The 13,120-nt window shown below is 73.9% G+C and carries 13 protein-coding genes; 9 read left to right on the forward strand and 4 right to left on the reverse strand.

Annotated elements, in window-relative coordinates; genetic code table 11:
• On the reverse strand, window positions 1-938 hold a 938-nt coding region (locus F6X68_RS22945), incomplete at its 3' end, for an N-acetyltransferase (protein WP_151456220.1).
• A gap of 79 nt (window positions 939-1,017) precedes the next feature.
• Between F6X68_RS22945 and fdxA the strand changes: the two genes are divergently transcribed.
• From fdxA to F6X68_RS22970, 5 genes are all read left to right on the forward strand, one after another.
• Complete coding sequence (gene fdxA, locus F6X68_RS22950; RefSeq protein WP_091422126.1) at window positions 1,018-1,344, forward strand: ferredoxin; 327 nt, start codon at window positions 1,018-1,020, stop codon at window positions 1,342-1,344.
• On the forward strand, window positions 1,341-2,447 hold the full coding sequence (dapC, locus tag F6X68_RS22955; protein ID WP_305069296.1) for a succinyldiaminopimelate transaminase: 1,107 nt from the start codon (window positions 1,341-1,343) through the stop codon (window positions 2,445-2,447). The genes fdxA and dapC overlap by 4 nt, the downstream gene beginning before the upstream one ends.
• 19 nt (window positions 2,448-2,466) lie before the next feature.
• Entirely contained in the window at window positions 2,467-3,492 is a 1,026-nt protein-coding gene (locus F6X68_RS22960) for a prephenate dehydrogenase/arogenate dehydrogenase family protein (protein ID WP_151456222.1), read from the forward strand.
• Between the two features lie 102 nt (window positions 3,493-3,594).
• Entirely contained in the window at window positions 3,595-4,242 is a 648-nt protein-coding gene (locus F6X68_RS22965) for an SIMPL domain-containing protein (RefSeq protein WP_121399738.1), read from the forward strand.
• The gene (locus F6X68_RS22970) at window positions 4,242-4,889 is read left to right on the forward strand and encodes a nucleoside/nucleotide kinase family protein (RefSeq protein ID WP_151456223.1); all 648 of its coding nucleotides are present in this window, start codon (window positions 4,242-4,244) and stop codon (window positions 4,887-4,889) included. The genes F6X68_RS22965 and F6X68_RS22970 overlap by 1 nt, the downstream gene beginning before the upstream one ends.
• 40 nt (window positions 4,890-4,929) lie before the next feature.
• Here the strand turns inward: F6X68_RS22970 and F6X68_RS22975 are convergent, their stop codons facing one another.
• Window positions 4,930-5,487 (reverse strand): sugar O-acetyltransferase, encoded by a 558-nt coding sequence (locus tag F6X68_RS22975; protein WP_151456224.1) that lies wholly within the window; start codon window positions 5,485-5,487, stop codon window positions 4,930-4,932.
• Between the two features lie 98 nt (window positions 5,488-5,585).
• On the opposite strand from F6X68_RS22975, the gene F6X68_RS22980 reads away from it, so the two are divergent.
• Window positions 5,586-8,951: a S8 family serine peptidase gene (locus tag F6X68_RS22980; RefSeq protein WP_225852376.1), complete on the forward strand. Its 3,366-nt coding sequence runs from the start codon at window positions 5,586-5,588 to the stop codon at window positions 8,949-8,951.
• A gap of 51 nt (window positions 8,952-9,002) precedes the next feature.
• Here the strand turns inward: F6X68_RS22980 and dapD are convergent, their stop codons facing one another.
• Window positions 9,003-9,959, reverse strand: coding sequence for a 2,3,4,5-tetrahydropyridine-2,6-dicarboxylate N-succinyltransferase (dapD, locus tag F6X68_RS22985; RefSeq protein WP_151456225.1), 957 nt, complete (start codon window positions 9,957-9,959; stop codon window positions 9,003-9,005).
• A 118-nt stretch (window positions 9,960-10,077) separates the two neighbouring features.
• On the opposite strand from dapD, the gene dapE reads away from it, so the two are divergent.
• Window positions 10,078-11,151 (forward strand): succinyl-diaminopimelate desuccinylase, encoded by a 1,074-nt coding sequence (gene dapE, locus F6X68_RS22990; protein WP_151456226.1) that lies wholly within the window; start codon window positions 10,078-10,080, stop codon window positions 11,149-11,151.
• Between the two features lie 86 nt (window positions 11,152-11,237).
• On the opposite strand, the gene F6X68_RS33630 is transcribed toward dapE, so the two are convergent.
• Complete coding sequence (locus F6X68_RS33630) at window positions 11,238-11,399, reverse strand: hypothetical protein (protein ID WP_192581507.1); 162 nt, start codon at window positions 11,397-11,399, stop codon at window positions 11,238-11,240.
• Between the two features lie 309 nt (window positions 11,400-11,708).
• Here F6X68_RS33630 and F6X68_RS22995 point away from each other — a divergent pair, with 309 nt between their 5' ends.
• Together F6X68_RS22995 and F6X68_RS23000 are read left to right on the forward strand one after the other, a co-directional pair.
• Complete coding sequence (locus tag F6X68_RS22995; RefSeq protein ID WP_151456227.1) at window positions 11,709-12,569, forward strand: TIGR00730 family Rossman fold protein; 861 nt, start codon at window positions 11,709-11,711, stop codon at window positions 12,567-12,569.
• Between the two features lies 1 nt (window position 12,570).
• Window positions 12,571-13,116 carry a TIGR00730 family Rossman fold protein gene (locus tag F6X68_RS23000; RefSeq protein ID WP_132231057.1) on the forward strand — a complete coding sequence of 182 codons (546 nt, stop codon included), beginning with the start codon at window positions 12,571-12,573 and terminating at the stop codon, window positions 13,114-13,116.
• The last annotated feature ends 4 nt before the right edge of the window (window positions 13,117-13,120 follow it).

Genomic DNA, 13,120 nt, shown 5'->3' on the forward strand with positions numbered 1-13,120 from the left:
AGGTAGGTGTGGTGGGTGGTGAAGCCCAGGGTGCGGTAGAGGGTCACCGCCGGGGTGTTGCGCTGCTCGACCTGGAGGAAGGCGCGCGAGGCGCCCGTCGCGGCGCCCCAGTCGGCCAGCGCGCGGATGATCCGGCCGGCCAGACCCTGTCGCCTGGCCTCGGGCAGCACCTCGACGAGGCTGAGTCCGAGCCAGCGGCCCTGCCCGGTGACCGTGCCCCGGCCGATGGCGAGCAGCGTGCCGTCGGCGTACACGTGGGCGAAGCGGACCTGGTCCACGGCGGTGAGCACGTGCCGGGCGGCGTCCGGCAGGCCGCCCTTGCGGCCGGCGGCGACGGCGAGCCAGTCGTCCGACGGCTCGGCGGTCAGCTCGACCGGCGGCGCTCCGGCGGGCTCCGGCGCGGCCGGCGGCAGCCCCGCCAGCGGCACGGTCTGTACCAGCACGGGCGGCCTGCCGACCCAGCCCCGGGCGTCCAGCTCCGCGCCCACCGGGGCGGCGAGCGGCAGCGGGGTGTTGACCATCGGCGGTTGACCGAGGTCGGCGTACCAGCGCTCCACCGCGTCGAGCGCGGCGGGCAGGGGCCGGTCCGGGTCGCCCACGGGCAGCGCCGAGTTGGCCCGACCGGTCCAGCCGTCGGCCGCGCGCAGCCGCCAGTCGCCGAGCCGTCCCCGCACGGCGGCGGGCCACGCCTCGTCGGCGGCCAGTTCCAGCTCGACCACGGCCGCCGCGGTGGGGCGACGGGCCGGCGGCACCCGCTTGGCCCGGTGCACCTCGGCCACGGGGATCCGGAGCCGGCCCTGCGCGGTGGCGAGTGTGAGATGGGTTTCGCTCAGCTCGACCAGCTCGCCGAGGGCGTCCGAGAAGAGCGGCCGACCCTCGCGAATCCCCACGATTCGGCGAACCACGATCCGGTGTCCCACATCCTGCTGTCGGAGCACGATCGACCCCCTCCCCGGCGAGATACTAGGCTCTAACCGTCGCGGGTGATCGCGGCGTGTCTTGCGGAGGAGAAGACCGGTGACCTACATCATCGCCGAGCCGTGCGTGGATGTGCTCGACAAGGCTTGCATCGAGGAATGCCCGGTCGACTGCATTTACGAGGGCAACCGGATGCTCTACATCCACCCCGACGAGTGCGTCGACTGTGGGGCCTGTGAGCCGGTCTGCCCGGTCGAGGCGATCTTCTACGAGGACGACGTTCCGGAGCAGTGGAAGGACTACACCGGCGCCAACTACGAGTTCTTCGAGGAGCTGGGCTCGCCCGGCGGCGCCTCGAAGATCGGCAAGGTGGAGAAGGACGCGACCTTCGTCGCCGCGCAGCCGCCGCGCGGCGAGGGCCACTGAACCGGCCCGCGCCGGTCTCGTCACGGCTGCCGGAGTTCACCTGGGACACCCTGGACGCCGCGGCCACACTGGCCGCGGCGCATCCTGAGGGCCTGATCAACCTCTCCATGGGTACGCCGGTCGACCCGGTGCCCGAGGTGATCCGGCGGGCGCTGGCCGACGCGTCCAACGCGCCGGGCTACCCGCTGACCGCTGGCACGCCTGTGCTGCGCGAGACGATCGCGGCCTGGGTGGCCCGGGCCTGCGGCGCTGGCGTCGACGGCCTCGGCGTGCTGCCGACGATCGGCTCCAAGGAACTCGTCGCCTGGCTGCCGACCCTGCTCGGGATCGGTCCCGGCGACGTCGTCGTGGTGCCCTCGATCGCCTACCCGACGTACGAGGACGGGGTCCGGCTCGCCGGCGCCACCGTCGTGCGCGCCGACTCGCTGACCGCCGTCGGTCCCACCTCCCGGGTGCGCCTGGTCTGGGTCAACTCGCCGGGCAACCCGACCGGCCGGGTGCTGCCGGCGGCCCACCTGCGCAAGGTGGTCGACTGGGCCCGGGAGCGCGGCGCGGTGGTCGCCAGCGACGAGTGCTACCTGCCGTTGGGCTGGGCCGCCGAGCCCGTCTCGGTGCTCTCACCCGAGGTCTGCGGCGGGTCGTACGACGGGGTGCTGGCCGTGCACTCGCTCTCCAAGCGGTCCAACCTGGCCGGCTACCGGGCGGGATTCGTGGCGGGCGACCCGGCACTGGTGGCGGAGCTGCTCAAGGTCCGCAAGCACGCCGGGATGATCGTGCCGGCGCCGGTGCAGGCGGCGATGGTGGCCGCGCTGCGCGACGAGCGGCACGCCGACGAGCAGCGGGAACGCTACCGGGCCCGGCGGGACATCCTGCACGCCGCGTTCACCGACGCCGGCTTCACCGTCGAGCACTCCGAGGCCGGGCTCTACCTCTGGCTGACCCGGGGCGAGGACTGCTGGGAGACGATCGACTGGCTGGCCCGGCGGGGCATCCTCGCGGCTGCGGGCGTCTTCTACGGCCCGGGCGGCCGGCAGCACGTCCGGGTGGCGCTGACCGAGTCCGACGAGCACGTGGCGGCGGTCGCCGGCCGGCTGCGCGCCTGAGCGACCGCCGAGGCGCGTGATGGTGGAGAGTTCGCGAGGGCGACCCCGGGTCGCCGTGGTGGGCACCGGCCTCATCGGCGGTTCGGTCCTGCTCCGGCTGCACGAGGCGGGGCTGGACGTCGCCGGCTGGGACCCGGACCGGGCCACCCGGGCGGCCGGGCGCGAACGCGGGATCACCTTCCCCGACGACCTGGGCGGGGCCGTCCGCGACCGTGACGTCGTGTTCCTCTGCGGCCCCCTGCCGAGCCTGCCGGAGACCCTGCTCACCGTCGCGAAGCACGCCGGGGACGGCTGCGTCCTCACCGACGTGGGCAGCACGAAGGGCGCGGTGGCCGCCTTCGCCACGGCCAACGGGTTGACCGACCGGTTCGTACCGGGCCATCCGATGGCGGGCACCGAACGCTCCGGGCTCGCCGCCGCCGTGCCGGCGCTGTTCGAGGGGGCCGCGTGGGTGCTCTGCCCGGCGGCCGAGGGGATCCGGCCGTTCCGGATGCTGTCCAACCTCATCGTGGACGTCTTCGCCGCCCGGGTGGTGCCGATGTCGCCGGCGGTGCACGACTCGGTGGTGGCGCTCTCGTCGCACATCCCCCACCTGCTCGCCGGCAGCCTCGCCGGCGCGGTGGCGAAGTCGGACCTCCGGGACGCCGTGCTGGGCCTCGCCGCGGGCAGCTTCCGGGACGGCACCCGGGTCGCCGGCACCCCGGCCCGGCGTACGGCCGACATGCTCTTCGACAACCGCGAGCAGGTGGTGCGACAGCTCGGCCAGGTCGCCGCGTTTCTCGACGGGCTCGCCGCCGCGTTGCGCGACCAGGACATCGACGCCCTGGTCGGTCACTTCGAGGGGGCGCGGGACCTGCGTACCGTCCTGTTCGACCGTGACCTGCTCGCCCACGGGCAGGAGTTCCCCGCCGACGGCGACCACCGCGCCGAAATGGAGTTCCTGCTGGAGCTGGGGGCCGCCGGCGGTTACCTCACCGAGTGCCGGGTCGACGGCGACCGGGTCGCCTACACGGGCCACCTCCCGGCGACGGCCCACTCGGCCTGATCCGGACCGGCCGGGGCGTGCGCACCGGGCCGCCGACCGCACCCCGGTCGACGTGCGGTCGGACGGCGGGCGGGCCGGCGGGCGCGCGGTTAGGGTGAGGGCATGGTGGACGGGCCGGTGGTGGCGGTGCGCGGCGAGGCGTACCGGGAGGTGGCTCCGGAGATCGCCCGGTTCGCGGTGACGGCCAGGGCGCGCGACCGGGACCGCGAGGCCACCCTGACACGGCTGGCCGAACGGGCCGCCGCCGTCCGGGTGCTGCTCGACGGCGAGGGCCCCGGCATCGACCGGCGGGAGACCGGCGAGCTCCAGGTCAGGCCGGAGACCCGGCGCTCCGGCGAGCGGGTGGTGGCGTACAGCGGCAGCGTGACCACCACCGTGACGGTCAGCGACTTCACCGCGCTCGGCGAGCTGATGCTGCGCCTCGCCGACCAGGACCAGATCGAGGTGGCCGGGCCGTGGTGGTCGCTGCGGCCGGACAGCCCGGCCCACCGTGAGGCCCGGCACGCCGCGCTCGCCGACGCCCTGCTGCGTGCCCGCGAGTACGCGGAGGCCCTCGGCGCCCGCGTGACCGCCCTGATCGAGCTGGCCGACGCGGGCGCGGCGGAGCAGCCGATGATGAGCCGGATGGCGTACGCGATGGGCGACGGCGCGGAGAGCGGCCCGCCGGAGCTGGAACTCGACCCGCAGCCGCAGACCGTGCACGCCGCGGTGCAGGCGCGGTTCGCGATCAGCGAGCCGGTACTCGGCTGATGGCCGGCGCCCGGGTCGTCGGCACCGACGAGCTGGTGGCGCGGGCGCGGGCCCTCGCCGGGGCCGGCCCGCGGCAGCTGCTCGGCATCGCCGGGGCGCCCGGCGCGGGCAAGTCGACGCTGGCGGAGCAGATCGTCGAGGCGGTCGGCCCCACCGCCCGGCTGGTGCCGATGGACGGCTTCCACCTCGCGCAGGCCGAGCTGTGCCGGTTGGGCCGCGCGGAGCGCAAGGGCGCCGTCGACACCTTCGACGCCAACGGCTACGTCTCGCTGCTGCGTCGCCTGCACCGGCTGGAACCGACGGCGGTCTACGCGCCGGCGTTCCGCCGGGACCTGGAGGAGCCGGTGGCCGGCTCGATCGAGGTGCCGCCGTCGGTGCGGCTGGTGGTCACCGAGGGCAACTACCTGCTGCTGACCGGGACGCCCTGGGACGAGGTGCGGCCGCTGCTGCACGAGGCGTGGTTCCTCGACCTGGACGCCGAGCTGCGGCTGCGCCGGCTGACCGCCCGGCACGAGTCGTACGGGCGGTCGGCGGAGCAGGCCCGGGCGTGGGCGACGGGCAGCGACGAGGCCAACGCCGCCCTGGTGGCCGGCACCGCGCACCGCGCCGACCTGGTCGTCCGGCTCGCCGAGCCGCCGCCGCTCTGACGGGTCGGCCCTCGGGAGGCTGTCCGGCGGACTGACGCTGTCAGTCGAGCTGGCGTACGACGCGGGCCGGGTTGCCCACGGCGACCACGTTCGCCGGCAGGTCCTTCGTCACCACGGCGCCTGCGCCGACGACCGTGTTCTCCCCGACGGTGACGCCGGCGAGCACGATGGCCCCACCGCCGAGCCAGACGTTGTCGCCGATGGTGATCGGCTTGGCCCCCTCCCACTTGTCGCGGCGGGGCCCAGGTTCGACGGGATGGGTGGGGGTGAGCAGCTGCACGTTCGGTCCGATCTGGACGTCGGCGCCGATGGTGATCGGGGCGACGTCGAGGAGGACCGCGTTGAAGTTGACGAAGCTGCGCGGCCCGATCCGGACCTGCCAGCCGTAGTCGACGTAGAGCGGCGGTCGGACGTAGGTCCCCTCGCCGACCTCGCCGAGCAGGGCGCGCAGGGCCGCGAGCCGGGCCTCGGGGTCGGCGGCCGGACTGGTGTTGAAGGCTTCCATCAGGCGCGTGGCCCGGTCCAGGTCGGCGGCGATCTCCGGATCGTCGGCGATGTACGGCTCGCCGGCCAGCATGCGTTCCTTCATGGATGTCACCGGTCGATCATCTCCGAGGATCGGTCCTGTTCGTTGGCTGCTCCGTCATCTTTGTGTCTTCACTTTGCATACTCGGTATGCAACTCTGATGACTGTCAATGCGTCTCTCCCTACAGGTAGTAACGCCCGACGAGGAGGATCCGTTGCAGCGAAGAAGAAAACTGGTCGGTCTCGGTCTGGTGCTCGGCATGGTGCTCGGCACCCCCGGCATGGCCGTCGCCCAGAAGCCCGCCCAACCGACCGTCCGTCCCGACGCGACCCCGCCGTCCCGGGTGGGTGACGCCAGCCGCCCGGTCACCGTCACCCTGCTCACCGGCGACCGGGTCACCGTCAGCGGGACCCGGGCCAGTGTGCGACCCGCACCCGGGCGCGAGGACGTCCGCTTCCTGACCCGACGGGAGCGGGGGCACGTCTCCGTCGTACCCGAGGACGCCGTGGCGCCCATCCGGGACGGGCGGATCGACCGGCGGCTGTTCGACGTCACCGAACTGGTCGCCGCCGGCTACGACGACGCCCGGCGCGACGACCTGCCCCTGCTGATCACCGGCAGTGCCGGCGCGGCCCGGCGCTCCGCCGTGCCCGCCGGGGTGACGGTCACCCGTGAGCTGCCCGCCGCCGGCGGGCTCGCCGCCACGGCGAGCAAGCGGCGGGCCGCCGAGGTCTGGGCGGCGGTCACCGCCGCCGGTGCGAGGGTCGGCGCGGCAGGGGGTGCCGACCGGATCTGGCTCGACGGCCGGCGGCAGCTCACGCTCGACCGCAGCGTGCCGCAGATCGGCGCACCGGAGGCGCACCGGAACGGCTGGACCGGCCGGGGCATCCGGGTCGCCGTGCTGGACACCGGGATCGACGCCACGCACCCGGACCTGGCCGGCCGGGTGGCGCAGACGCGCAACTTCACCGAGGAGTCCGCGCCGGGCGACGTCGTCGGGCACGGCACCCACGTCGCCTCGACCATCGCCGGCAGCGGCGCCGCCTCCGGCGGCCGGATGCAGGGCGTGGCCCCGGACGCGACCCTTCTCGACGGCAAGGTCTGCGAGACGTACGGCTGCCCGGAATCGGCGATCCTCGCCGGCATGCAGTGGGCCGCGGTCGAGCAGCGGGCCCACGTGATCAACCTCAGTCTCGGCGGCTTCGACACCCCGGAGGTCGACCCGCTGGAGGCGGCCGTCAACACGCTCACCGCGCAGACCGGCGCCCTGTTCGTGATCAGCGCCGGCAACTCCGGCCGGTTCGCGCCGGTCAGTTCCCCCAGCACGGCCGACGCCGCCCTCTCGGTGGGCGCCGTCGACCGGGACGACAGCCTCGCCGACTTCTCCAGCCGTGGTCCCCGCACCGGTGACGACGCGCTGAAGCCGGACATCACCGCCCCGGGGGTGGGGATCGTGGCGGCGCGCAGCCGGGACGGAGTGATCGGCGACCCGGCCGGGACCGGGTACGTGGCGATGTCGGGCACCTCGATGGCGGCCCCGCACGTCAGCGGCGCGGCGGCGCTGATGGCCCAGATGCGGCCCGGCTCGAAGGCCGGCGAGATCAAGGCACTCCTGATGTCCTCGGCGAAGCCGAATCCCGAGCTGACCGCATACGAGCAGGGAGCCGGGCGGGTCGACCTGGCCAAGGCGACCTGGCAGTCGCTGACCAACGACCCGCCGAGCGTGTCGTTCGGGCGGACGCTCTGGCCGCACGGCGACGACGCCCCGGTCACCCGCACGGTGACCTGGCGCAACGACAGCGGGACCGCGACCGACCTGGAGTTGGCCGTCGAGGCGACCGGCCCGGACGGCAGGCCGGCCCCGGCCGGCATGTTCACTCTCGGCGCGACCCGGCTCAGCGTGCCGGCCGGCGGCACGGCGAGCACCACCGTCACCGCCAACACCCGTGTCGACGGCCCGGACGGCCACTACACCGGCCGGATCGTGGTCCGCGGCGACAACTTCCCGGCGGGCATCCCGCTGGCGGTGCACCGGGAGGTGGAGAGCTACACGGTGACCGCCCGGCACCTGAACCGCGCCGGCGCGCTCTCCGGCGAGCACAGCACCACGCTGGTCTCCCTAAACGAGCTGCACCCGTACGACCTGTACGACCCGGACGGCACCGCCGAGCTGCGGGTCCCCAAGGGCCGGTACGGGCTGGTCAGTTACGTGTTCGACGTGGACGGCGACGAGCTCACCGGGGCCACCCAGCTCGTCCAGCCGGAGCTGGTGGTCGGCGGGGACACGCGGATCACCCTCGACGCCCGACGGGGCAAGCCGGTCAGGATGAGCGTCCCGCAGCGCTCGGCCACCCCGGCGCTCGCCGTCACCGAGGCCGGCTTCCTCGCCGAGAACGGCAGCTACACCTTCGGCCTGCTGGACTCCGACTTCGACGGTCTCTTCACCGCAGGGCTCGGGAAGCCGGTGTCCGCGCAGCGGTTCGTCGCCTCGGTCAGCGGCCAGTGGGCCGACCTGAAGGCAGCGAGCAGCCCCTACCTCTACGCCCTCAACGAGGCCGTGCCGGGCCGGATGCCGACCGGCTTCGTCCGGCACTACCGGGCGAGCGACCTGGCCACCGTCACCCACCGATTCAACGGCGGCAGCCCCGGCCTGGCCGCGATGCGCCTGGTCTTCCCGCACCGGGAACCTGACCTCGGCGGCTGGGCGGTCGGCCTGCGCACCGCCACTCCCGGGCAACGGGTCGAGCACTACAACACCCGGGGCGTGCGCTGGTCCTCCGAGCTGGACTTCGGGGTGCCGACCGACGACGGCTGGCTCGACACCAAGGCGATCCTGTTCTCCGAGGAGCGGAGCCTGCGCGCCGGGCGGCACTACCGGGAGAGCTGGAACAGCGCGCCGTACGGGCCGTCGTTCCCGGAGGCGGGGATCGTCCGCCGGGGCGACCGCATCGAGGTGGGCCTGCCGCTGCACAGTGACGCCGAGGGGCACGCCGGCGGCTCGGTCGCCGACACCGCCCGCACCGCCCTCTACCGCAACGGGACGCTGGTAGGGGAGAACGAGGAGCCGGCGTACGGCGGGTTCGACGTGCCGCCGGGCGCGGCCGACTACCGGCTGGAGACGTCGTCGAAGCGGAGCTTCACCGACCTCTCGACCGAGGTGTCGGCCACCTGGACGTTCCGGTCCCGGCACGTCGCCGGGGACGACCCGGCCGTGCTGCCGGCGTCGGCGATCCGGTTCACGCCCCGACTGGACCGGGACAACGCCGCCCCGGCGGGCCGGAGCTTCGTGATCCCGGTGACGGTGCAGCGGCAGCCGGGCGCGCCCTCGGCCCGGGTCGCCGCGCTGACCGTCGACGTTTCCTACGACGGCGGGAAGACCTGGCAGCGGGCCCGGATCCGTGGCGGCGGGGACGGCTGGACGGCCACCGTGCGGCACCCGGCCGGCACCGGACACGTCTCGCTGCGGGCCACCGCCCGGGACACCGCCGGCAACACGGTCACCCAACGCGTCATCCAGGCGTACCGCCTGCGCTGAGGCGTACCCCCGCCGGGTCCGCGGCCGACCGCGGGCCCGGCGGGGCGACCGTCAGTCGTTGGCGTGCAGCGCGGCGTTCAGCTCGATGCCCCTGCCGCTGCGCTGCTTCGCCTCCAGCGCACCGGTCACCGAGTTGCGCCAGAACAGCAGGTTGTCCACCCCGGACAGCTCGCGGGCCTTGACCACCCGGCCGTCCGGCAGGGTGATCTTGGAGGCGGCGGTGATGTAGCAGCCGGCCTCCACCACGCAGTCGTCGCCGAGCGAGATGCCCACGCCGGCGTTCGCGCCGACCAGGCTGCGCTCGCCGATGCGGACCCGGTCGGTGCCGCCGCCGGAGAGGGTGCCCATGATCGAGGCGCCGCCGCCGATGTCGGAGCCGTCGCCGACCACCACGCCCTGCACGATCCGGCCCTCGACCATCGAGGTGCCCAGGGTGCCGGCGTTGAAGTTGACGAAGCCCTCGTGCATGACGGTGGTGCCGGCCGCCAGGTGCGCGCCGAGGCGCACCCGGTCGGCGTCGGCGATCCGCACGCCCGACGGCACCACGTAGTCGGTCATCCGGGGGAACTTGTCCACCCCGTACACGGCCAGGTGGCGGCCGGCGGCCCGCTCGATGACCCGCAGCTCGTCGACCCGCTCCGGGGGGCACGGCCCGGCGGAGGTCCAGGCCACGTTCGCCAGCTTGCCGAAGATGCCGTCGAGGTTGAGCTCGTTGGGTCGCACCAGGCGGTGGGAGAGCAGGTGCAGCCGAAGGTACGCGTCGGCGGCGTCCTTGATCGGCTCGTCCAGCGAGCCGATCACGGTGACCACCTGGACGGTACGCAGCCCGGGCAGCGCCCGGTCGCCGACCGCCCCCGGGGGCAGGTCCAGCACGTCCGCCTCGTCCTCGCCGGCGACCAGCGGCAGCTCGCCGAGGCCCAGCTTGCCCGTCGGATACCAGGTGTCGAGCACCTGGTCGTCAGCGGTAACGGTGGCCAGGCCGATGCCCCAGGCGGATTCGGACGTCACTGATTCACCTCTCGTTCGTGCTGCGGGCCGGCGAGCCCTCCGCGCCCCGCGTCCCGCGCGGGCCGCCCCGGAACGCTCGCTCCACGCGCTCGCCGGATCTGACGGTACCGTGCGAACCATGGAGAACCCGCTGACCCCCGAGGTCCTGGCCGATCCGGTGGCGCTGACCCGCGCGCTGGTCGACATGGAGTCCGTGTCCCTCAACGAGAAGGCGATCGCCGACTGCGTGGAGGAGGTGCTGAGGGGCGTACCGCACCTGACCACGTACCGGCACGGCAACACGGTGATGGCGCGGACGGACCTGGGCCGTGACCAGCGGGTGGTGCTCGCCGGTCACCTGGACACGGTGCCGCTGAACAACAACTTCCCGTCGACCACGCGCGGCGACCTGATGTACGGCTGCGGCACCTCGGACATGAAGTCCGGGGTGGCGTTCGCGCTGAACCTGGCGGTGAGCCTGCCGGACCCGCGCTACGACGTGACGTACTTCTTCTACGAGGCCGAGGAGATCGAGTCGAAGTACAACGGCCTCTTCCTGGTCGCCGACGCGTACCCGGAGTGGCTGGAGGCCGACTTCGCGCTGCTGCTGGAGCCGACGCACGGCATCGTCGAGGCGGGGTGCCAGGGCACCATGCGCGGGGTCGTCACCACCACCGGCGTACGCGCCCACTCGGCCCGTTCCTGGCACGGGGTGAACGCGATCCACGCGGCCGGCGAGGTGCTCGACCGGCTGACCAACTACGAGGCGCGGCGGGTGACCATCGACGGCTGCGACTACCGGGAGGGCATGAACGCGGTCCGCATCCACGGCGGCGTGGCCGGCAACGTGGTGCCCGACCGGTGCGAGGTCGAGGTCAACTACCGGTTCGCGCCGGACCGGACCCCGGCCGAGGCCGAGGCGCACCTGCGCGAGGTCTTCGCCGGCTTCGACGTGCGGGTCACGGATTCGGCCGCCGGCGCCCCGCCCGGGCTGGAGGCGGCACCCGCCAAGGAGTTCCTCGCCGCGGTCGGTGCCGCGCCGATTGGCAAGCTGGGCTGGACGGACGTGGCCCGGTTCGCCGCGATGGGCATCCCGGCGCTGAACTTCGGCCCCGGCGACCCCAACCTGGCCCACCACCCCGACGAGCACGTGGAGATCAGCAAGATCCGGGAGGGCGCCGTCACCCTGCGCCGCTGGCTCGCCTCTTCCTGAAGCTCCCCGCGCGGGGCGTGCCCCGGATGGACGGAAGGTCCGCGTCGGACGACGCGGACCTTCCGTGCACGGTGTCGTCGGTGCGGTCAGACGGTGGTGGACGCGTCGGCGGAGGGCCGGGCGTCGGTCTGGCCGCCCTGGTCGGTGGACGGTTCCATCAGGCGGGCGCGGCGGCGCTCGGCCACCACGTCGCGGATGCGGCGCTGCATCTGCCGCCGGATCCGGATCATCTCGCTGTTGCTGATCACGCTGACTCCTCCCCCGAAGGCGCGCGCCGGGGCATACCCGGTATGTGAATAGTAAGACGCCCGTGCGACCGAATTAGTTGCCCAAGATCCGGAAAAATATTTCCGATCGTCGCCCGGCCCGTCTCCGCCCGTCGCCCGAGGCCGCCGCCGAGGTCGCGTCGTCCGTCGCCGGGGGCCGTGCCGTCCGCCGCCGGGGCCGCGTCCTCCGGCGCCCGGGGGTGGCGTCGTTTGTCGCCTCGCCCGTCACCTGCGGCGGCCCGGCTCACGGTGCGCGCACCTGGCGGGTGCGGCTCCACTACGGTTGCTCCCATGGGTCAGAGCAACGGGCGGGAGGCCGGCCGCGAGCCGGGACAGGAACGGCACCGGGGGGCCGTGACGCTGCGGCGGCAGGCGATGACGGGCAGCACCGCCGACCAGCGCCTGCTCGATTCGCGGGGGCGTGAGGACTGGAAGACCAAGGACGCCTGGCGGGCGCTGCGCATCCTCTCCGAGTTCGTCGAGGGCTTCGACACCCTCGCCGACCTGCCCTCGGCGGTCAGCGTGTTCGGTTCCGCCCGCAGCCACCCGGATAGCCCCGAGTGCCAGCTGGCCGAGGCGCTGGGCGCTGCCCTGGCCCGGGCCGGCTACGCGGTGATCACCGGCGGCGGGCCGGGCGTGATGGAGGCGGCCAACCGGGGCGCCAGCGAGGCCGGTGGGCTGTCGGTCGGCCTCGGCATCGAGCTCCCCTTCGAACAGGGGCTCAACGACTGGGTCGACCTGGCCATCGACTTCCGCTACTTCTTCGCCCGCAAGACCATGTTCGTCAAGTACGCCCAGGCGTTCGTCGTGCTGCCCGGCGGGTTCGGCACCATGGACGAGCTCTTCGAGGCGCTCACCCTGGTGCAGACCGGCAAGGTGACCCGGTTCCCCGTGGTGCTGATGGGCGCCGACTACTGGAGCGGCCTGCTCGACTGGCTGCGCGACACGATGGCCGCCGACGGCAAGATCGGCCCCGTCGACCTGGAGCTGATCTGCGTGACCGACGACGTCGACGCGGCGGTCCGGCACATCGTGGAGGCCGAGGCCGCCCTCAACGTCGAGCAGGAGGCGGTCCGCGAGGAGGCCGTCGCCGTCACCGCCGCCGACCAGCAGGCCGCCGCCGAGGCGGGCGACGAGAACCGGAAGCGCTGACATGGCGGCGATCTGCGTGTTCTGCGCCTCCTCCCGTACCCTCGACCAGCGCTGGCTGGACCTCGCGGCCGAGACGGGCGCGGAGATCGCCCGGCGCGGGCACACCCTCGTCAGCGGCGGCGGGTGCGTCGGCATGATGGGCGCGCTGGCCGACGGGGCGCGGGCCGCCGGCGGCCGGACGGTCGGGGTGATCCCGCAGTCGCTGGTCGACCTGGAGGTTGCCGACCTGGCGTCGGACGAGTTGCTCGTCACCGACTCGATGGCCAGCCGCAAGACCCTCATGATCGACAAGTCGGACGCGTTCCTCACCCTGCCGGGCGGGCTCGGCACCCTCGACGAGCTGTTCGAGGTCTGGACGACCGCCACCCTGGCCCTGCACGCCAAGCCGATGGTGCTGGTCGACACCGACGGCTTCTACCGCCCGGTGCTCGACTGGCTGGGCGCGCTGGCCGACCAGACCTTCCTCAAGCCCGCCGGCCTGGGCCTGCTCACCGTGACCGACACGGTCCCCGCCGCCCTGGACACCCTGGAACTCCAGCTCCTCTGACGGG

The sequence above is a fragment of the Micromonospora sp. AMSO12t genome, from assembly GCF_008806585.1.
Classification (GTDB): domain Bacteria; phylum Actinomycetota; class Actinomycetes; order Mycobacteriales; family Micromonosporaceae; genus Micromonospora; species Micromonospora reichwaldensis.

Coding starts and splice junctions, on each gene's coding strand:
- F6X68_RS22965 (WP_121399738.1), top strand. CDS start 3,595: ATGGTGGACGGGCCGGTGGTGGCGGTGCGCGGCGAGGCGTACCGGGAG.
- F6X68_RS22970 (WP_151456223.1), top strand. CDS start 4,242: ATGGCCGGCGCCCGGGTCGTCGGCACCGACGAGCTGGTGGCGCGGGCG.
- dapE (WP_151456226.1), top strand. CDS start 10,078: ATGGAGAACCCGCTGACCCCCGAGGTCCTGGCCGATCCGGTGGCGCTG.
- F6X68_RS22960 (WP_151456222.1), top strand. CDS start 2,467: ATGGTGGAGAGTTCGCGAGGGCGACCCCGGGTCGCCGTGGTGGGCACC.
- F6X68_RS22995 (WP_151456227.1), top strand. CDS start 11,709: ATGGGTCAGAGCAACGGGCGGGAGGCCGGCCGCGAGCCGGGACAGGAA.
- F6X68_RS23000 (WP_132231057.1), top strand. CDS start 12,571: ATGGCGGCGATCTGCGTGTTCTGCGCCTCCTCCCGTACCCTCGACCAG.
- F6X68_RS22980 (WP_225852376.1), top strand. CDS start 5,586: ATGCGTCTCTCCCTACAGGTAGTAACGCCCGACGAGGAGGATCCGTTG.